This is a genomic window from Amycolatopsis sp. lyj-109 (assembly GCF_046548995.1).
Lineage (GTDB): Bacteria > Actinomycetota > Actinomycetes > Mycobacteriales > Pseudonocardiaceae > Amycolatopsis.
On sequence record NZ_JAJPWR010000012.1, the window covers coordinates 242,069 to 261,486 of the forward strand.

At 71.9% G+C, this 19,418-nt stretch carries 20 protein-coding genes; 7 read left to right on the forward strand and 13 right to left on the reverse strand.

Annotation, left to right across the window (positions count from 1 at the left end; translation table 11 throughout):
* Positions 1 to 10: 10 nt before the first annotated feature.
* From ACLJQF_RS26875 to ACLJQF_RS26920, 10 genes are all read right to left on the reverse strand, one after another.
* Positions 11 to 1,264, reverse strand: a complete 1,254-nt coding sequence (locus ACLJQF_RS26875) for an ATP-grasp domain-containing protein (protein WP_410612604.1) — start codon at positions 1,262 to 1,264, stop codon at positions 11 to 13.
* Positions 1,257 to 2,522: an acyl-CoA dehydrogenase family protein gene (locus tag ACLJQF_RS26880; protein ID WP_410612606.1), complete on the reverse strand. Its 1,266-nt coding sequence runs from the start codon at positions 2,520 to 2,522 to the stop codon at positions 1,257 to 1,259. The genes ACLJQF_RS26875 and ACLJQF_RS26880 overlap by 8 nt, the downstream gene beginning before the upstream one ends.
* Positions 2,519 to 3,844: an ATP-grasp domain-containing protein gene (locus tag ACLJQF_RS26885; RefSeq protein ID WP_410612608.1), complete on the reverse strand. Its 1,326-nt coding sequence runs from the start codon at positions 3,842 to 3,844 to the stop codon at positions 2,519 to 2,521. Before ACLJQF_RS26885 ends, ACLJQF_RS26880 begins: the two co-directional genes overlap by 4 nt.
* Positions 3,841 to 5,100: an MFS transporter gene (locus ACLJQF_RS26890; RefSeq protein ID WP_410612610.1), complete on the reverse strand. Its 1,260-nt coding sequence runs from the start codon at positions 5,098 to 5,100 to the stop codon at positions 3,841 to 3,843. Before ACLJQF_RS26890 ends, ACLJQF_RS26885 begins: the two co-directional genes overlap by 4 nt.
* Positions 5,101 to 5,271: 171 nt before the next feature.
* Positions 5,272 to 6,555: a helix-turn-helix domain-containing protein gene (locus tag ACLJQF_RS26895; protein ID WP_410612612.1), complete on the reverse strand. Its 1,284-nt coding sequence runs from the start codon at positions 6,553 to 6,555 to the stop codon at positions 5,272 to 5,274.
* A 132-nt stretch (positions 6,556 to 6,687) separates the two neighbouring features.
* Positions 6,688 to 7,584, reverse strand: a complete 897-nt coding sequence (locus ACLJQF_RS26900; protein WP_410612614.1) for a PfkB family carbohydrate kinase — start codon at positions 7,582 to 7,584, stop codon at positions 6,688 to 6,690.
* A complete protein-coding gene (gene rbsD, locus ACLJQF_RS26905) occupies positions 7,581 to 7,967 on the reverse strand; it encodes a D-ribose pyranase (protein ID WP_410612616.1) in 387 nt (128 codons plus the stop codon). Before rbsD ends, ACLJQF_RS26900 begins: the two co-directional genes overlap by 4 nt.
* Positions 7,964 to 8,725, reverse strand: a complete 762-nt coding sequence (locus tag ACLJQF_RS26910; RefSeq protein ID WP_410612618.1) for an ATP-binding cassette domain-containing protein — start codon at positions 8,723 to 8,725, stop codon at positions 7,964 to 7,966. Before ACLJQF_RS26910 ends, rbsD begins: the two co-directional genes overlap by 4 nt.
* Positions 8,726 to 8,745: 20 nt before the next feature.
* A complete protein-coding gene (locus ACLJQF_RS26915; RefSeq protein ID WP_410612619.1) occupies positions 8,746 to 9,696 on the reverse strand; it encodes an ABC transporter permease in 951 nt (316 codons plus the stop codon).
* Positions 9,693 to 10,724 (reverse strand): substrate-binding domain-containing protein, encoded by a 1,032-nt coding sequence (locus ACLJQF_RS26920; RefSeq protein WP_410612621.1) that lies wholly within the window; start codon positions 10,722 to 10,724, stop codon positions 9,693 to 9,695. The genes ACLJQF_RS26915 and ACLJQF_RS26920 overlap by 4 nt, the downstream gene beginning before the upstream one ends.
* Positions 10,725 to 10,898: 174 nt before the next feature.
* Here ACLJQF_RS26920 and ACLJQF_RS26925 point away from each other — a divergent pair, with 174 nt between their 5' ends.
* Entirely contained in the window at positions 10,899 to 11,957 is a 1,059-nt protein-coding gene (locus ACLJQF_RS26925) for a LacI family DNA-binding transcriptional regulator (protein WP_410612622.1), read from the forward strand.
* Between the two features lie 57 nt (positions 11,958 to 12,014).
* On the opposite strand, the gene ACLJQF_RS26930 is transcribed toward ACLJQF_RS26925, so the two are convergent.
* On the reverse strand, positions 12,015 to 12,659 hold the full coding sequence (locus tag ACLJQF_RS26930; RefSeq protein ID WP_410612624.1) for a hypothetical protein: 645 nt from the start codon (positions 12,657 to 12,659) through the stop codon (positions 12,015 to 12,017).
* Positions 12,660 to 12,774: 115 nt separating this feature from the next.
* On the opposite strand from ACLJQF_RS26930, the gene ACLJQF_RS26935 reads away from it, so the two are divergent.
* The 6 genes from ACLJQF_RS26935 to ACLJQF_RS26960 all read left to right on the forward strand — a co-directional run bounded on the left by ACLJQF_RS26935 (position 12,775) and on the right by ACLJQF_RS26960 (position 17,302).
* A complete protein-coding gene (locus ACLJQF_RS26935) occupies positions 12,775 to 13,308 on the forward strand; it encodes an RNA polymerase sigma factor (RefSeq protein WP_410612626.1) in 534 nt (177 codons plus the stop codon).
* The gene (locus ACLJQF_RS26940; RefSeq protein ID WP_410612628.1) at positions 13,301 to 14,020 is read left to right on the forward strand and encodes a hypothetical protein; all 720 of its coding nucleotides are present in this window, start codon (positions 13,301 to 13,303) and stop codon (positions 14,018 to 14,020) included. Before ACLJQF_RS26935 ends, ACLJQF_RS26940 begins: the two co-directional genes overlap by 8 nt.
* Positions 14,021 to 14,159: 139 nt before the next feature.
* Positions 14,160 to 15,473: a tachylectin-related carbohydrate-binding protein gene (locus tag ACLJQF_RS26945; RefSeq protein WP_410612630.1), complete on the forward strand. Its 1,314-nt coding sequence runs from the start codon at positions 14,160 to 14,162 to the stop codon at positions 15,471 to 15,473.
* A 69-nt stretch (positions 15,474 to 15,542) separates the two neighbouring features.
* Positions 15,543 to 16,865: a tachylectin-related carbohydrate-binding protein gene (locus ACLJQF_RS26950; protein ID WP_410612632.1), complete on the forward strand. Its 1,323-nt coding sequence runs from the start codon at positions 15,543 to 15,545 to the stop codon at positions 16,863 to 16,865.
* A 24-nt stretch (positions 16,866 to 16,889) separates the two neighbouring features.
* Positions 16,890 to 17,048: a hypothetical protein gene (locus ACLJQF_RS26955; RefSeq protein WP_410612634.1), complete on the forward strand. Its 159-nt coding sequence runs from the start codon at positions 16,890 to 16,892 to the stop codon at positions 17,046 to 17,048.
* Positions 17,049 to 17,143: 95 nt separating this feature from the next.
* Positions 17,144 to 17,302 (forward strand): hypothetical protein, encoded by a 159-nt coding sequence (locus tag ACLJQF_RS26960; protein ID WP_410612636.1) that lies wholly within the window; start codon positions 17,144 to 17,146, stop codon positions 17,300 to 17,302.
* Here ACLJQF_RS26960 and ACLJQF_RS26965 read toward each other — a convergent pair.
* Positions 17,299 to 18,255: a LuxR C-terminal-related transcriptional regulator gene (locus ACLJQF_RS26965; RefSeq protein WP_410612638.1), complete on the reverse strand. Its 957-nt coding sequence runs from the start codon at positions 18,253 to 18,255 to the stop codon at positions 17,299 to 17,301. The genes ACLJQF_RS26960 and ACLJQF_RS26965 overlap by 4 nt on opposite strands.
* A gap of 259 nt (positions 18,256 to 18,514) precedes the next feature.
* Positions 18,515 to 19,393 (reverse strand): bile acid:sodium symporter family protein, encoded by an 879-nt coding sequence (locus ACLJQF_RS26970; RefSeq protein ID WP_410612639.1) that lies wholly within the window; start codon positions 19,391 to 19,393, stop codon positions 18,515 to 18,517.
* Positions 19,394 to 19,418: the final 25 nt, after the last annotated feature.

The window sequence follows — 19,418 nt, forward strand, 5'->3', positions numbered from 1 at the left end:
GGGAACACACTTACTCCGGGCGAACCTCGATCCGCACCAGGCCCGCGGCCTTCTCGGCGCGCTGCAGCGCCTCGGCCGGGCTGTCCGCTTCGGCCATGACCAGGCCCGCGCGGTCCCAGGAGCTGCGCAGGCCGGTGGACCGGTGTCCGGGGCCGACCTGGAGGTCGACGAGGAACACGCCCTCCACCCGGCGGGCCTGCTCCAGGCCCACCACGGCGTCGATCACGCCGGGCTCCATCGGGACGAAGCGGACGGCCGCGCCGCCCCTCGCGCGCGAAGGCAGCTCGGGCGGGGTTTCGCCGCGCATCACGGCGAAGTACGCGCGCAGCAGCGTGATCGCGTAGGCGTGGTCGATGATCTCCATGATGCCGTCCCCGGCGATCCGGCCCGCGCACTCCACGAGGTACGGCACACCGTCGTCGCCGACGATCCACTCGCAGTGCACGATCCCGTCGGCGAACCCGGTGGCCGTGACGACGCGGCGGGTCACCTCCGCGAGCGTCGCGGTGAGCTCGGCGGGGATGTCGGCGGGCACGATGTGGGCCAGCTCCACCGGCCGCGGGCCCGGGTAGAGCTGCTTGCCCGTGACGTTGGCGAACAACTGCCGCCCGCCGCGGACGAGCATCTCGACGCTGTATTCGGCGCCGGGCACGTACCGCTCGGCCAGCATGCGCAGTTCCATCGGCCGGTCCGGGACGAAGATGCCTTCGTCCTGCTCGACGCAGTTCGCCCACGCCTGTTCGACGTCGGCCGGGTCGTGCACGATCTGCGTGCCCACGGCGGCCTGCCGGTTCGCGGGCTTGAGCACCACCGGGCCGGGGCAGGCGTGCATGAACGCCAGCACGTCCGCCGGGCCGGTCACGGTGGCGCTTTCCGGGTTGGCGAGCCCGGCGGCCGCGCTGACCCGGCGCAGCACGGCCTTGTCCCGCAGGATCTGCGCGGCGCCGAGGCTCGCGCCCGGCAGGCCGTAGCGTTCGGCGAGCCGGGCGGCGAACGGGGTGGCGTACTCGGTCAGCGGGATCACCGCGACCGGGTCCAGGTCCGGGTGGGCGGCGTGGAACTCGTCGGCCGAGCCGGGCCGGGTGTGCTCCCACTCGATCAGTTCGCGGACCAGGGCGGCCCCGGCCAGTCTCGCGCGCAGCTCCCGCTTGCGGACGACGTCCGGCTCCTCGACGAGGACGACCGAGCCGTCGGGTTCGGCGCCGGTCCGGGCCATCAGCACCGGCGTCACGAACCCGACGACCAGGACGGGCCGCTCACTCATCGGTCTCGGACTCGGTCTTGGGCTTGTCGACGATGCCCAGCATGAACCGCATGGAGGGCCTGGCGCCGACCAGGTGCGCCCCGACGGTCTGGGTGACCCGGTCCCGCGCCGTCGGGTGCATGGCCATGGTCACCGCGTCCCGGAGCCACCGGTTCATCGGGTCATCGGACCGGATCGCGGCGGTACCGATCAGGTCGCACAGCCGCAGCATGACCCGCTTGGCCATCTGGAACGCCTGCCAGCCGGTCAACGCCGGCGCGACCCGCTCGTCGGGCGTGAGGTCGTCCAGCGTGCCGATGCCGTCCGCGGTGACCTCCCACTGCCGCTCCAGGGCCCGGTACACCCCGGCGCGAGTCGTGCTGTAGTCGGCCTCGCACTCGGCCAGGGTGATCTGGATGTGCTCGTTGTCCTTCCAGGCGACGCCGCTCATCCGCCACGGCCGGCCCTTCAGCATGTCGACCCGCTCGACGGTCAGCCCCCGGACGTAGTCCAGCGCCGCCCGGGTCATGCCCAGCGCGACGCCGCACATGCTGCGCTGGATCACGTCCGGCTGCACCAGCGGCCCGTTCGGGACCTTCGGGTTGTCGAACGTCAGGGTGTGGTTCTCCGGCACGAACACGTCCGTGATCGTGTAGTCGCTGCTGCCGGAGCCGCACAGGCCGAGGGTGTACCAGTTGTCGACGGAGCGGATCTGCTCCTGCGGCACCATGAACAGGCGCGACTCGTGCGGGTTGCTGCCGTCCGGGCTGGCGTAGGGTTCGCCGTTCTCGAACACCATGGCGCCGGAGGCCACCCAGTCGGCGTGGGTCGAGCCGCTGCCGAACCCCCACCGGCCGGTGAGCCGGTAGCCGCCGGGAACGCGTTCGGCGTGCCCGGTCACCGGGAGCACCCCGGCGGAGTGCATGTCGATGCTGGTGAACATCCGGCGGGCCTCGTCCTGGTCGAGGAAGTTGGCGTGCAGGCCGATGTCCGAACCGAGCTTGGCGCACCAGCCCACGGAGGCGTCGCCGTAGGACACCGCCTCGATCACCTCGGTCTGCTCCATCGACGTCATCTCGGGGCCGCCCCAGGCCCGGCTGAACCCGATCCGGAAGACGCCGGCGTCGCGCAGCAGCTGCACGACGTCCTCGGGCAGGCTGCGGTTCGCCTCGATCTCCGCGGCCCGTTCGCGCAGGACCGGCGCGAGCGCCTTCGCGTTCTCCAGGATCTGCGCGCCGGTCAGCGGCACATCGGTGCGGGCGGGCTCGGTCATGGTCATGCGGAAACTCCCTCGTGTTCGTCGACGTCGAGCAGCCCGGCGGGCATTTCGAACGCGGTACCGGGTTCCGGTGGGGCGACCGGCACGGCGTCGACGGCCACCGTGGCGGTGGCCGTGTCCAGTCGCCGGGCGCAGGTTTCGGGGTCGTCGGCCTCGCACACCACGAACGAGTGGCGGGCGAGGTAGCCGCCGGGTGGCAGCCGCAGGGTGGTGCCGGGGGCGGTCATCGGCGCCGCGAGGACCAGCCCGGGGACCTGCTCGCGGTCCGCCGGGACGGTGATCTCGTGGACCAGGCAGTCGTGCTCCGGGTAGCCGAACCGGATGCCGGCGACGGCGTGCCGGGTCGGGGTGATGACCGGCCGGTTCCCGGTGGCGACGGCGAACAGGACCTCGCCGGGGTCGATGCCGGTGGCCGTCTTGCCGAGGAACGGGATCAGGTCGCCGCCGAGCCGCCCGTTGACCTCGATGATCAGCGGGCCGCGGTCGGTCAGCCGGACCTCGGTGTGGGTGATGCCGTCTTCCACGCCGAGCGCGCGGTGTGCCCGCGCCAGCACGTCCAGCAGCTGCGCGTCGTGCAGCAGCGGGTCGCCGGCTTCGACGACGTGCCCGGTCTCCTCGAAGTACGGCTGGTCGCCGGTTTGCTTGCGGGCGACGAACATCGGCAGGTACTCGCCCTTGTGCACGGCGGCGTCGATGCTGATCTCCGGTCCGCGGACGAAGCCTTCCACGATGGCGGCCCCGCCGTAGCGGCTCTGGTCGACCGTGGCCGCGCCCATCGCGACGGCGAACGCGGCGTCCAGCTCGGATTCGTCCGCGGCGAACACCACGCCGATGCTGGCGCCCATGGCCCGCGGCTTGAGCACGACCGGGTAGCCGATCCGGGCTGCCGCGGCGCGCGCCTCGTCGAGCCCGGTGGTCAGGGCGTACCCCGGCTGCAGCAGCCCTTCGGCGGTCAGCACGGTCCGGGTGCGGTTCTTGTCCCGGCAGCCGCGGACCCCGGCCACGCTCAGCCCGGGGACGCCGAGCTCGGCGGCGAGCTCGCCCGCGGCGAGCACGACGGGTTCGTCCCAGCACATCAGGCCGACGACGCGGTGCCGTCCGGCGACCTCGCGGGCGGCGGCGAGCATCTCGTCGGCGTCGAACACGTCGACGTGGACGATCTCGTCGAAGTAGCCGCGCTGCCAGGTGGGCTTGAGGTTGTTCAGCAGCACCAGCCCCAGCCCGGCCCGGCGGGCGCAGCGGTGGATCGACTCGACCAGGTATTCGCGGTAGGTCCGCAGCCCGCTGCCGATGACCAGTAGCACACCTTCGGGTTCGGTCATGATCGCTCTCCCACGACTTCCGGTTCGGGAACGGGCTCCGGCGCTCGCGGCGTCCGGAGCCCGTAGATGTGCATCGAGCCGGCGGCGACGGACAGCAGCGCGCAGCAGCCCCAGAACACCGGGCCGCCGTACCGGGTCCAGACCACCAGCGCCAGCACCGGGCCGATCGTCGCGGCCAGGCCGGACAGGGTTTCCTTCGTCGCGATGTAGCGGCTGCGCACCTCGGCCGGGAAGGTGGCCGGGTGCGCGGCCGTGCTCGGTCCGTGGATCATCAGCCCGGACACCGCGAACAGCGCGCCGGCGAGCACGAAGAACGGGTGCTGCGCGATCAGCCCGTAGAGGGTGAACCCGAGCCCGCTGACCAGGTTGCCGGTCAGTCCGGCGACGTACTTCGGGATGCGGACGATGTAGGTGGTGATCTTCAGCTCGCAGGTGATCAGCACGACCGAGGAGATCACCAGCACCGTGCTGTACAGCCCGACCGGGTAGCCGGCGGAGACGATGTTCAGCGGCAGGACCGCGAGCGACCCGGCGTAGACCATCATGCCGAACACGCCGGCCACCAGGTAGCAGAGGAACCGGGTGTCGCGGAGCATCGTCCCGTACACCGCGCGAGCGCTCGCGGCCGTCGCGGGGCCGCTGTCGCGCTCGGTCCCGTGCCGGGCGCCGGAGCGCCTCGGGAGCAGGGCGAACGCCAGCAGCGCCCACGCCGCCGCGGTCGCCCCGTCCAGCCAGAACAGCAGGTCCCAGTTCACCAGGATGAGCACGGCCGCGCACAGCGGCGCCACCGCGGCACCGATGTTCAGCGCGATGCGCATCATCGAGAAGCCCATGACCTTGTGCTCTTCCGGCATGGACTCGGCGAGCAGCACCGCGGCCGCCGGCCGGTACGCCTGGATGGCCAGCCCGGACAGCGCGACCACCGCGAGCAGCGCCGCGGGCACGCCCCGGACCAGCGGGATCGACGCGACGAGCGGCGCCGCGCACGTCATCGCCGCCACGATCGTCGTCCGGCCGCCGAAGCGGTGGGTCAGCTCGCCGCCCAGCATGGCGCCGAAGATCGCGCCCGCGCTGTACGCGGCGAGGCAGAGCCCGGCGAAGCCGGGCGAGCTGCCCCGGAACGTCAGGTACAGCACCAGGAACGTCTGGACGAACGCACCCAGCTGGTTGACCAGCATGCCGCCCAGCAGGTACCGGACCGGGGCCGGGGTCGCCCGCAGCACCGCGAAGACGCCGGTCCGCGTAGCGCCGGTCACCCGGCCACCTCCTTGGTCGGTCGCACAGCCACCTCCGTGTCACGAACTCGCGACGGCCGGCGGCGCGCCGAAGTCCACAACGGACAGTGAGCGCCGCCGGCCCGATGTGCAAAGGCTAGGTTCGGCCGGTTCCCGGTGGGTAGGGGAACTATTCCCGCCGATCCGGGAATCTCACCGGAGCGGGCGGCGCTTTTGCCGCTCGGCGGCGAAAATCTTGACCAGCGCGGGGATCGCGTAACGGCCCGCGACATCGGCGCGCCGGAGCAACCCGGCGTCCACTGAGGACTCGAGGAGTTCGTCGGCGGTCTCGACCGGGATGTCCATCGCCGCGGCGATGCCGGCCGGCGTCGCCCAGTCCGCGCCGGTCGACCCGAAGTGGTGAACGGCCGCACGCCCCGCGGCGGAAAGGCCTTCGTACGCCGCGGTGAACCGGTCGCGGACGTTGACGTCCCCGACGCTGAGGCGGTCCAGGAGCCGTTCGCCGGCGAGCCGGGCGGCGGTGGCGGCGATCGCCCGTTCCGGCCGCGCCGCGATCTTGCGGCCGATGATGCTGATGGCCAGCGGCAGATCGCCGCACCGTTCGGCGATCGCGTCCGCGGCGGCGTGCTCCGCGCGGATCCGGTGTTCGCCGGCGACCATCCCGAGCAACGCCAGCGACTCCGCACGGGCGAAGGCGGTCAGCTCGACCCGATGCGCGTCCTCCAAAGCCGGCAGCCGGGCGCGGCTGGTCACCACGACCTGACTGTGTGCCGTCCGGCCGAGCAGCGGGCGGACCGGTGCCTCGGTGCCGGCGCCGGTCAGCAGGACGAACAGCCGGCGTTCGGCCAGCAGCGACCGGTACAGGTCGATCCGGTGCACCGGGTCGTCGGGCGTGTGGTGGGCCGGGACGTCGAGTGCGCGCAGGAATCCCCGCACGATGCCATCGATCGAGCGGCCGCCGGTCCCGCTGTCGCTCAGATCCGCGTAGAGCTGCCCGTTCGGGAAGTCCGCGGCGACTTCTTCGGCCAGCCGCAACGCGAAGGCGGTTTTGCCGACCCCGATCGGCCCGGTCACGAGCACCGGCGCTTTCCCCGGCCCGGGCGACCCGATCACCTCGGCGGCGTCCGCCAGTTCCGCTTCCCGGCCGACGTAGGTCCTCGATCCGAGGGGTAGCTGAGCCGGCCGGACGGCTTTGCTCCGTGCCTCGTCGCCGTTCTTGCCGGCGACGCTCCGCCAGCGCCGTTCCCACGCCCGGCGGTCACCACCGCACGCGGACACGAACGCCAGCGTCACGGCAAGGGTCGGTAGCCGCCGTCCGCTGGCCGCACTGGACAACACGGACGGCGCGAAGTGCGCGGCCCTGGCGAGTTCCCGGTAACTGGTGTTCCCAGCCTGCTTCCGCAACACCCGCAGCTCGTGGGCGAACGCGGCGATCGGTCCGGCGGTGAGGTCCAGGGGGCGTTCCGGCCGGCCCATGCCATCTCCCTCTGCCTGCGCTCATTGCTAAAGGGGGCAATGAGCTTTGCTACAGATACAAAGGCAAATCCGGCGCACGCCGAAGGCCCGATCGGCGTAACCCGGGTGGCAGGAAACGACGTCGTTTTCCGGTCACCGCACCGGAGCGAGCGCGGCCGCCACCTCGGCCGGCGTGGGCCCGCCCGCGCGGGCGCCGGGTGCGGACACCGACAATGCGGCCGCGACGTTCGCCGTCCGGACCGCCCGGTCCAGGGGATCGCCCGCCGCGAGGCGGGCGGCGAGCACGCCGTTGAAGGTGTCGCCGGCGCCGGTCGTGTCGACCACCTTCGTCCGGTGTGGTGCGACGTCGACCGGTGCCTCGCCCGGCAGTGCGTAGCGAACGCCCTCGCCGCCCAGCGTCACCACCACCGGCGCCCCGGTCCGCGCGGAGAGCGTGGCGAGATCGGGGGCGAGCTCGGCGGCCTCGCCCCGGTTCGGGGTGAGCACCGGCCCGTGCCGCAGCAGGTCGGCGACGACGGGGACGACCGGGGCCGGATTCAGCACGCAGCACACCCCGGCCGCGGTGGCCTCCTCGACGGCCGCGGCGACCGCGGCCTCCGGGATCTCCGTGCTGACCAGCACGCACCCGGTGGACGGGAGCAGCGCCCGCAGCGCGGCCCGGACCCGGTCCGGATCGACGTGGGCGTTCGCGCCGGCGCCGACGGCGATCTGGTTCTCGCCCGCGGCGTCGACGACGATCACCGCGGCCCCGGTCGGGACCGTGGCGAGCCTCTCGACGGACGCGACGCCGACGCCGGCTTCCGCCAGCTCGGCCAGCGCGCCGGCGGCGACGTCGTCGGTGCCGACCGCGCCGATCAACCGGACGTGCGCGCCGAAGCGGGCGGCCGCCACCGCCGCGTTCGCCCCCTTGCCGCCGCCGTGGCGCACCATCGCGGGCCCGACCACCGTCTCGCCGGCGCGCGGCAGCCGGCCGGTGACGACGACGTGGTCGACGTTCACCGCGCCGACCACCACGACGGATCCGGTCACCACGCCACTCCCGCCCGCAGCAGGACGTTGGCGTACGGCGTCGCGTCCCCGGTGCGGACCACGAACCGGCACTGCCCGAGCCGGGCCTTGAAGTCCTCGTGCGCCACGAGCTGCGGCTCGACGAGTTCGCCGAGCGCCCGGTGGACGTCCGGGTTCGCGGCCACCACGTTCCGGGACGCCCATGCCGCTTCGACCGTCACCTCGGCCAGCAGCGGACGCAGGACCGTGAAGAAGCCCGGCGTGCCGTAGACGACGCCGAGGTCGATCACCTCGACGCCCTCGGGCACCGGCAGGCCCGAGTCGCTGACGGCGAACAGGTCGGTGTGCCGCAGGGCGGCCACCGCGCGGGTCAGCTGCCCGTTGATCAGGCCCGTGCGCTTCATCCGGCCTCCGAAATCGTTCCGGTGATCAGGCCGACCAGCCGGTCGCCCGTGACGTCGGCGACCGGGCGGCGTGCGACCGCCCGCCCGCGGCGCAGCACCACGACGGTGTCGGCCACCCGCATCACCTGCTGGAGGTCGTGGCTGATGAGGAGCACGGTGACGCCGCGGTCGCGCAGCGACAGGATCAGCTTTTCCACCGCCGCCGTTTCGCGCACGCCGAGGGCCGCCGTCGGCTCGTCCATGATCACCAGCGACTTGCCCCAGGTGACCGCGCGGGCGATGGCGATGCTCTGCCGCTGCCCGCCGGACATCCGCCGGACCGTCGTGCGCACCGACGGCACGTCGACGTCGAGCCCGCTCAGGATGTCGCGGCTTTCGCGGATCATCCGGGGCCGGTCGAGCACGCCCAGCAGGGGTACCGGCCGCAGCAATTCGCGGTTGAGGAACAGGTTCTGCCACACGGCGAGATCGTCGATGAGGCCGAGGTCCTGGTAGACCGTCTCGATGCCGAGGTCGCGCGCCGCCTGGGGCGAGGACAGCCGGATCGGCTCCCCGCGGAACAGCAGCTGTCCCTCGGTGGGCGGGTGCACACCGGTGAGGCAGCGCACGAGCGTGGACTTGCCGGCGCCGTTGTCGCCGACGATCGCGGTGACCTCGCCCTCGGCGAAGCCCGCCGTCAAGCCGTCGAGCGCCCGCACGGCGTCGAACGCCTTCACCAGGTCGCGGGCTTCGAGCAGGTACTTCGATTCCGATTTCATGTGCCGAGTCATGTGCCGCCTCACTTCCGGAACCGGGCGAGCAGGGCCGCGAGCAGCACCACCGCGCCGACGGCGATCGTCTGGAAGTACTGGGAGATGCCGATGATCGTGAAGCCGTTGACCAGGCTGGTCAGCAGCACCGCACCGGTCACCGAGCCGACCACGGAGGCCTTCCCGCCGAACAGCGACGACCCGCCGAGGACCACCGCGGCGATCGAGCTGAGCAGGTAGTTGGTCTGCAGCGACGGGTCCGCGCCGCCGTTGCGGGCCACCAGCATCACCCCGGCCACGCCGCACAGCAGGCCGGACGCCGCGTAGGCGGCCAGGCGCACCCGCCGCACCGGGATGCCGGAGCCCAGCGCCGCGTCCGAGCCGCCGCCCACGGCGAGCAGGTGCGTGCCGGCGCGGGTGCGGAACAGCGTGAACCACACCAGCACCGCGGCGGCCAGCGCGATCAGCCAGAACCAGCGCACCGGACCGATCCCGTCGAGGGCGATCGACTGCAGGAACGGCGAGGACACCGCGACCGTGTTGCCCTCGGTCAGCAGGAGGGTGATGCCGCTGACCACGCTGAGCGAGCCCAGCGTGACGATGAAGTCGGTCATCTTCAGGTAGCCGACGAGGAACCCGTTGACGAGGCCGACGACGACGCTGCCCGCGATCGCGATCAGGATCGCCAGGCCCAGCGGGACACCGGCGGTCGCGGTCGCGCCGAGCAGCGCGGCCGCCCACGGCAGGTTCGCGCCCACCGAGAGGTCGATGCCGGCCACCACGACGGCGAACTGCTGGCCCAGGGCCAGCACGGCCAGGATGGACGAGGCGACCAGCAGGTCGCCGATGTTGCTCAGGGTCAGGAAGTGCGGCGTCGCGATGAAGAACGCGACCCACACCACGACCAGCGCCGCGGGAGCGGCGTAGTCGGCCGCGCGGGCGAGGTCGAACGAACGCGGCCGGGCCGCCGTGGCCGTCATCCGGCGACCAGCGCGGCGAGCGGGTTGTCGAACGGCGCGAACGGCTTCGGGAACGAAGCGAGCTGCTGGTCGACGACCGAGGTGTCGATGAACGCGATCGGCGCGACGACCCGCTGCGGGACCTGCTTGCCGGAGTGCGCCGCGATGCACGCCTGGACCGCGAGCTGGCCTTCGGCGTACGGGTACTGGGTGATGGTGCCGTAGAGGTCGCCGTTCTTGACCGAGGCGAGCGCGTCCTTGATGCCGTCGACCGAGATCACCTTGATCTTGCCGGCCAGCCCGGCGTTCTTGATCGCCTGGACGGCGCCGAGGCCCATGGTGTCGTTCGCGGCGAAGATGCCGGTGATGTCCGGATGGGCCTTGAGGATCGCCTCGGTGACCTGCAGCGCCTTGTCCTGCTCGTAGTCGGCGGGTGCGCGCTGGACGATGTCGAGCTTGCCGCCGGTCGCCTCGGTGAAGCCCTTTTCGCGGTTGATGCCGTTCTGCTCCCCCGCGATGCCCTGCAGGATGACGACCTTGCCGCTGCCCCCGAGTGCGGTCAGCATCTTCTGCCCGGCCAGGGTGCCGGCCGCGATGTTGTCGGAGCCGATGAACGACGCGTAGGAGACGCCCGCCGCGCTCGAGGCGGCGGGGTCGATCTGCGAGTCGAGGTTGAGGATCGGGGTCTTGGCCCGCGCGACCGGCACGAGCGGGGTGATCACGTTGCTCGCGTTGACCGGGACGACGCCGAAGCAGTCGTAGCCCTGGCCGGCGAGGGTGGAGATCTTCGCGTTCTCGCCGTCGGCGTCGGTCTCGGACGTGCCGGCCTGCACGTTGACCTCGACGCCGCGCTGCTTGCCCTCGGCCAGCGCGCCGTCGCGCAGCGCGGCCCAGTACGGGTTGGTGAAGTTGCGGGTGACGATGGCGATCCGCGGACCGCTCGCCTGCTTGGCGTCGTCGCCACCGCGGCCACAGGCCGCGGTCAGTCCGGTGACCGCGACGGCCGCGACCGTCACCGCGACGATGCGGCGAAGGTTCCAGCTTCCCATGTGCGTTCTCCCTGGTCGGAGCGATTCAACTCGTGTTGATTCTGGGGTTGACTTCACGAGTGAGGCGCCGTCAACTCGTGTTGATGAGGCATCCTGTGCTCTGGCACACTGGTTGTCAAGGTTCGGGGGTCAAGACTCGGGGTCAAGACTCGGGCCGAGGAATGGAGTGCACGGATGGCGGTGACGCGGGCGGACGTCGCCCGGCGGGCGGGGACGTCTCCGGCGCTGGTCAGCTACGTGCTCAACGACGGGCCCCGGCGCGTCGCCCCGGAGACCCGCGAGCGGATCCTCGCCGCGATCGAGGAGCTCGGCTACCGGCCCAACACGGTGGCCCGGTCGTTGCGGATGGCCCGCGGCCACGCCCTCGGACTGGTCATCCCCGACAGCGCGAACCCCTACTTCGCGCTGCTCGCCCGCGCGGTCGAGGAGACGGCGCACCGGTTCGGGTACCCGCTGCTGGTCGGCAACGCCGCCGACGACGAAACCCGCGAGCTCGGCTACCTGCGCGCGTTCCTGGACCGGCAGGTCGAGGGCATGCTGGCGATCCCGTCGACGACGAGCCCGTTGCTGCGCGCGGAGTACGCGAAGATCCCGACGCCGGTGGTGTTCGTCGACCGGTCGTTCGGCGACGGGGACCTGCCCACCGTCGTGGCCGACGCGGTCGACGGGGCACGGGAGGCCGTGGCGCACCTCATCGGCCACGGCCACACGCGGATCGCCTGCCTGAGCGGGCCGGACGTCTCGACCTCCCGCGACCGCGTGGCCGGGTACGAGCGCGCCCTGAGCGAAGCCGGGCTCACCGCCCTGCCGGTGCTGCGCCGCCCGTTCGGCGGCCGGGCCGGCTACGAGGCGCTCGAAGCACTGCTCGCCGGCCCGCACGCCCCGACCGCGCTGTTCGTCACCAGCGACCTCGCCGCGCTCGGCCTCCTGCGGGCCGCCACCGACCGCGGCCTGCGGGTCCCCGACGATCTCGCGGTCGCCTCCTTCGACGGCATCGAGTACGCGGCCTACACCAGCCCCGGCCTCACCACCGCCGAGCAGCCGATCTTCGAGATGGGCCGGCTGGCGGCCGAACTGCTCGTGGCCGCCCTCGGCGACGAGCCGCGGCCGACCGGACTGCGGACCCTCCCCACCCGGCTCACCATCCGCGGTTCGTGCGGCTGCGCCGACTCGTTCGTCCGGTCCTCGAACACGCAGCTGGAGCAACCCCTCCGGCCCCCATGCCTTGAATGACTCATTCAGGGCGTCGGAGGTCCTGAATGAGTCATTCAAGACCTCCGACGCCGCTGATCACCGCTCCCGGGCACGCCTGCGCAGCCGGCGCTGAATGCGCCGCCCGCCGACGAGGAACGCAGCCCCCACGACGACGACCAAGCCGGCCACCGCCAGCACCACCCCCAGTGGCGCCGGTGACTCCGGTGCGGCCGCCACCGCGCTCGGAGCGACCGGCTGAGCCTGCACCGCTCCCCCGCCGTCCAGGGCGATCACCGGCGGCCGGATCGCACCCCACGGCTGCTTTTCACCGGCCACCGGGGCCGGTGGCGGGGTGACCGCCAGCCGGCCGGGCACCGTCAGCGAGCCGATTTCGTAGTCGGAGAAGATGCCCTGGCGCGCCGACACCCGCCAGATCCCGTCGTGGGGCAGGGCGATCGCGGCCGCGTAGTGCGCGGGTTCGCGCAGGGCGACACCGGGGAACACCACGGGATCGCCCTTCCCGGGCGTGAAGACGAGCGCGGTCGCCCCCAGTTCTCCGTAGCTGGGGTGGGAACCGTGCTGCAGCACCCAATAGCCGACGGTGTAGGTCTGTCCGGTCCCGAAGGTGTCCGGCAGCGGGTCGAGGTAGGTCGTCGCCCAGTTGCCCGCCGTGGCACCGGGCGTCGACACCAGCAGGGCCACCAGGATGGCACCCAGCAGGGAAACGAGTCGTAGCTTCATGCCCGCACTACACCGCGGGCCGCGATCCGGTTCCGGGGAACCTTCCGGCCGTGGCCGGTGTAGAGGAGGGTGGCACACCGGTGGGAAGGGGCGGGCGACGGACGACGACGAAGTGGTGGCCCGGATTCGCGGCGGCGACCCGGCGTCCTACGGGACGCTGGTCGACCGGTACACCGCGCTCGCCCACCGGACGGCCTACCTGCTGGGCGCCGGGTTCGAGGCCGAAGACGTCGTGCAGGAGGCGTTCGTGAAGGCTTTCCGGGCGCTGCCGTCGTTTCGCGGTGGCGCCTCGTTCCGCGCGTGGCTGCTGCGGATCGTCGCGAACGAAACGCACAACCTCGTCCGCTCCCGCCGCCGGCGCGCCGCGACCGAGCTGCGCGCGACGCGCCTGGAACCGGTTCGCGACACCGATCCGGCGGCGCAGGCGATGTCGGACGCCGCCGGTGCCGCGTTGCTGGAGGCGGTGCGGGCCCTGCCCGAGAAGAACCGGGCCGTCGTCGTCTGCCGGTACTTCCTCGATCTCACGGAAGGAGAAACGGCGGAGGTGCTCGGGTGCCCGCGAGGCTCGGTGAAGTCGCGGGCCCATCGCGCGTTCGCCCGGCTGCGGGAGCTGCTGGCCGAACCGGACCGGGAGGCGGTCGGTGACTGATCCTCAGGACGAGCGTCTCGCCGCCGCACTGCGTGAGCTCGGCGATCGCCTCGACGTGCCGCCGGCCCCCGACGTGCGGGCGGCCGTCCTGGCCCGGCTGCCCGTCCGGCCGCGCCGGCGTCCGGCGATTCCGCGCTGGGCCACCGTCGCCGCGGCGCTCCTGCTGGCGTTCGCCGCGGCGGTCACGCTCTCCCCCGCGGTTCGCGCGACGGTGACCGACCTGCTGCGGTTCGCCGGTATCGAGCTGCGCAGCGAACCCGGCCCCACCGTGCGTGGGCAGGGCCTGCTCCCCGGCGAGCGTTCGGTGGACCTCGCCGAAGCGCGCCGCTTGACCGCGTTCCCGATCGGGGTCCCGGCCGCACTCGGGCCGCCGGACGACGTCCGGATCACCGGCGACCCGACGCGGGTCGTTTCGTTGCTGTACCAGGGCGGAGCGGTCCGGGTCGACGAGTTCGACGGGCAGCTCGGGCCGGTTTTCGAGAAGTTCCTCGGCATGTCCGGCGGACGGCGGGTGAGCGTCGGCGGCGAACCGGCGATCTGGATCGACCGGCCGCACGCGCTGATGTACGTCGACCGGGCCGGGGAGTGGCGCACCGAAACGGCCCGGCTCGCCGCGCAGTCGCTGGTCTGGCAGCGCGGCGCGGTCACCTGCCGGCTGGAAGGCGTGTTCACCTTCGAGGAAGCCATGAGGATCGCGGCGACGGTTTCCTGAACGTCGCCGTGTCCGCAAGCGGCCAGTGGCCGGATCAGCTCATGCGCCACCACGAAATCCCCTCATATGCTCTGCCGCGTCGAGCCGCCTTCCCGGGGCCGCGGCCGACACAATCTTCCATTCGACGAGGGGATTTCCCATGTTCGGAACCAGAATGCGCGCCGTTTTGCTGGCGTGCTCCGTGCTGCTGAGCGGCCTCACCACGACCGCGCTGACCGCCGCTCCCGCCTCCGCCGCCGCGTCGTGTGCCGGCGGGGTCTCGGTCTACGGCGTGCTGCCCGACGGCCGGCTCAGCTACACCACGATCGACCCGGACACCGGCAACATCACGCACGTCGTCGTCTCCTCCAAGTCGCTCGGGTTCACCCCGAAGGCGTTGGCCACGCTCAACTTCAACACGCTGCTGGTGACTTCCCCGGCCGGTGTCCTCTACCGCGTCGACATCCTCACCAACAGCGGCAGCCTCACCTTCAACGACCCCGTCGACGTCCAGCACGGCTGGACCCACAACCTGCTGGCCTACGACGGCCACGGCCACCTCTACGGCACGACTTCCGGCGGTTCGCTGCTGCAGTACCTCGTTTCCGCGCCCAAGCCGGGCGCGAACCAGATCGGGCAGCGCCGGGAGATCGGCAGCGGCGGGTTCGCGCTCAAGACGCTCTCCGCGTCCGGGGACGACCGGCTCATCGCGACCGCGGCCGACGGCCAGCTGATCAGCTACACCGTTTCGCAGACCGGCACCACCTACACCCGCGCGCAGCTCGACGACGCCGGCTGGCAGAGCTTCGAAAACCTCGTCTCCCCCGGCGGCGGCCTCTACTACGGCAAGAACCCCGACGGCGCCATGTACTGGTACGAGGACGACGACCCGGCCGACGGGTCCGGGACCGACATCGCCTACCACCTGAACGACCCGGTCGCCTCGCGCGGCTGGACGCAGTACCTGCTCTCGGCCGACCCCGCCGGCTGCACCAGCACCACGCCGGTCAAGCCGCTGCGCTCGAAGATCGCCACCCTCGCCACCGGCGAGGTCGGCACCACCGAGGCGAGCTGCGACAAGTACAACGACGCCTGCGACCGGGGCGCGCTCGACTGGTGCGCGATGTTCGCGACCTGGACCTGGTCCGCGGCCGGCGTCTCCGGCGTACCGCGCGGCACCTTCATCGCCCGCGCCCTCGGCAAGTGGGGCGTCGACCACGACCTGTTCAAGTCGCGGACCGGCAGCTCGCACGGCAGCCCGAAGATCGGTGACTGGGTCATCTACGGCCCGCCGGACGGCACCACCGGCGGTCACGTCGACGTGATCACCGCGGTGCACCCCGACGGCACGCTGACCGTCGTCGGCGGCAACGTCGACAGCAAGGTGACGCGGCGGGTGATCGACCCCGACGCGGCCCGCTCCGGCCGGGACAACGTGCTGATCTCCGGCTACGTCTCCCCGCCCGGCGCCTGATCGTCCCCCTTTCCCGCACGGTGCCGCGGCACGGGCCGCGGCACCGTCCCACAAACCCTGGAGTTTCCCTTGCACACCACCAGATTGATCGCCGCGGGCCTCGCCGCGCTGGCCGTCCTGACCGCCGGCGCCACGGCCGCGAGCGCCACCACCGAGTCCGACGCCATGGCTGCCCGGATGGAGCAGCTGGCCGCCTACCCGACCGTGGCCTGCGTCAACGGCGGCCCGACGGCGGCCGACACGGCCGCGGCCACCCGGCTCAACACCGTCCTGACCGGCACGCTGAAGGGGCACATGACCCCCTACCGGGTGTCCTGCGCCCGTGCCGTCATCGACGCCGTGCAGGCGCGCGGGCTGGACGAGCGCGCGGCCGTCATCGCCGTCACCACCACGATCGTCGAATCCCTGATCGAGAACATCAGCGAGAAGGTCGACCACACCAGCCTCGGCCTGTTCCAGCAGCTCGACTCCTGGGGCACCGAGTCGCAGCGGCTCAACCCGGCCTGGGCCACCAACGCGTTCCTGGACGTGATGCAGGACTTCTACCCGAACGGCAGCTGGCGCACCGCTGCGATCGGCGATGTCTGCCAGCGGGTCCAGCGCTCTGCCTTCCCCGAGCGCTACCAGCCGCAGGCCGCGGACGCGCAGCGCATCGTCGACGAGCTGAGCGGCCCGTCCTCGGCGACCGTGTCGGTCTACGGCGCGCTGTCCGACGGACGGCTGACCTACAGCACCATCAACTCCCAGACCGGTGACCGCACCAAGACCCTCGTCTCCTCCGACAACCTCGGGTTCACGCCCAAGGCGCTGGCCACGCTGAACTTCAACACCGTGCTCGCGACGTCGCCCGCCGGCGTGCTCTACCGCGTCGACGTCATCACCAACAACAACTCGCTGCAGCTCGGCACGCCCGTCTCGCTCGGCGGCGGCTGGACCCACGACATGCTGACCTACGACGGCCACGGCCACCTCTACGGCATCGCCGGCAGCACCCTGATGTCCTACGTGGTCTCGCGGCCCAAGCCGGCGAGCAACCAGATCGGCCAGCGAGCCGTGATCGGTACCGGGTTCACCATGCGCACCATCGCCGCCACCGGCGACGACTGGCTGGTCGGCATCAGCACCACCGGTGTCCTGCGCTCGTACCACATCGCCGCCGACTACACCTGGACCGGCAAGACGCTGGCCGACCGCTGGAGCACCTTCGACCAGATCGTGTCACCCGGCTACGGCCTGTACTACGGCCAGACCCGCGATGGCGCGCTGTACCGCTACCACGACCACAACCCGTTCGACTTCGACGGCTCCGACATCCAGGGCTTCGGCACCGACCCGGTCGACACCACGGGCTGGACGCAGACGCTGCTGTCGGCCCAGCCGTTCGGCGCCTAGCCCCGGCCCTGGGGACGTCGCGCCATGGGAGACGAGGCCGCCCGCTGGTGGGGCGAACCGGGCGGCGGTCCCCGTCCGGACCCGCCGGGGTGGTGGCCGGAGCCGGACAGCCTGCACTGGGTGCGGAGCCCGGAGCCGGCGGGGGAACCAGCGGGCCACGACCGCCCGGACGGTGCCGCGTGACCGGATCCGGACAGTGGCCGGAGTTGCTCTCCCCGCGTAAGACATCGCCGCCTAACTTGTCACATGTCAAAGATCGCTTTCGCGGGGAGGACGACATGATCAAGCGAATGCTGGCCGGGCTGGTCGCGGGGATCGCGGCGACGATCGCGTTCGGGGCGCTGGCCGCGCCGGAGGCGGCGGCCGTCCAGGACCCCACCACCAAGTGCGTCTGGATCTGGACGGCGGGCGGGGGCGCCTGCAAGAAGCTGGACTAGCCCAGCCAGCCGAGCCGGGTGGCCGCGTGGACCGCGGCCACCCGGTTGTCCGCTTGCAGGGCGTCGAGCAGGCCCTGGACGTGGCGTCGCACGGTCCGCTCGCTGACGTCGAGGTGCCGTGCGATGGCTCCGTCGGTCATCCCGGTGGCCAGCAGGTCGAGCACCTTGGCCTGGGTCGGGGTCAGCCCGTGGCGCTGCTGTCCGCCGGCGTCGCCGATCGGCACGGCCTGGCTCCACACCAGCTCGAACAGCATCCGCAGCGCGGCCACGATGGTCGGGCTGCGCACGAAGACCGCGCCTTCCATCCCGCTGGGGTCGAGGGGCATCAGCGCCGAGTGGCGGTCGGCGATCACCATCTTCATCGGCAGCTCCGGCGCCACCCGCATGTTCCAGCCGGCGGCGATGCTGGCCTCGACGACGCCCTTCGCGCCCTCGAACTCCAGCGCGGCGCGCTCGTAGACGTTGCGCAGCCGCACCCCGCGCTCGGTGACCGCGTCGGGCAGCGCCATCGCGGTGTTCGCGTCGGGTTTGCGCTTGAAGTGCCGCGTGGTGAAGGTGAGGAACTCCTCCTTCGCGGACAGGCACAGCTCGAGCGACAGCGCACCGATCCGCTGCGGCTCGGACAGCACCTCGACGGCCACGTCGCTGCCGCCGCCATGGGTGGCCCGGTAGACCGTCTGGAGCAGGTCCAGCTGCTGGCGCGCCGCGACGATCTGACGCTGTTGCTCGACCAGCCGCTGCTGCGCGCCGAGGATCGCGTGGTCGACGGCCCGGATCGGTTCCATCGGTGCCAGCACCGGGTCGTCGCGGTAGTCACGGCGGACGAAACCGCGATCCACCAGCTCCTGCATCCCGGGGCTGGTGGCGCGGGGGTCGTCCAGCGGCACCGGCCCGGACCGCACCATGGCCTCGTACAGCGCTCCCGCGTCGGCCGACAGCAGCCCTTCCAGCATCCCCGCCCCCTCGGCGCTCGTCCCGGCTCAGATTAGTCCATCCGGCCCACGGCCGGCGAACGCCGGCTCAGCCCTCGGGGCGTGCTTCGAGTGACCTGGGTGAGTAGAGTCACCGTCTGCGGTGGCTGGGTGGTCGTGAGTGGTAATTAGGGTTCTAACCCTAAAAAACACTCACGACCAGCCACGGCAGGCCGGCGTCGGGGCTGTCCCGGGCAGGCCGTCTTCGGCCGCACCGAGGCAACGATCTAGCCCTGTAGTACTAGGCGCCCGAGACGCTCACGACCCGGGAACGCTTGCGGGACAACGCGTAGGCGGCGATCGCCGCGGGCACGAACATCACCGTGCCGTAGATCCCGGCCGGGACCGCCATCGGTTCGCTGCCCAGCACCGACATGGCGAGCGTGATGGCCAGCGCGGCGTTGTGGATGCCGATCTCCATGGCCGACGCGATCGCCTGCCGCCGCTCCACCCGCAGCAGCCGCGGCACGCCGTAACCGACCGCCAGGCTCAGCACGGAAAGCAGCAACGCCACGGGCCCGAGCGTGTCGCTGTTGTCCAGCAGCAGCTTGAAGTTCCCGGCGATGGAGAACGTGACCGCCAGCACCAGCACGACGACCGACGCGATCTTGACCGGCTTCTGCATCTTCTCGGTCCAGCCGAGGTAGCGGTGCCGGACCCCCATGCCGATCGCCACCGGGATGAGCACGACCGCGAACATCTGCACCAGTTTCGCGGGCTGCAGCCCGATCGACGCGTCGTCGGCCATGAACCGCGCCAGCGACCAGGCGACCACCAGCGGGAGCGTGAACACCGCGAGCACGGAGTTGATCGCCGTCAGGGTGATGTTGAGCGCGACATCACCACCCGCGAGATGGCTGAACAGGTTTGCCGACGTCCCGCCGGGCGAGGCGACGAGCAGCATCATCCCGACGGCCAGCACGCCGTTGAGCCCGAACAGCACGATCAGCCCGTAGCAAATGGCGGGGAGCACGAAGATCTGGCACGTCAGCGCCACGACGGCGGCCTTCGGATACGTCACCACCCTGGCGAAGTCGGCCAGGGTCAGCGACAAGCCGAGGCCGAACATCACCAGCGCGAGCGCCGCCGGCAGAAAAATCGAGACGATCTGCGCACCCATCCGAACCTCCGCGAGTTCCATGCGA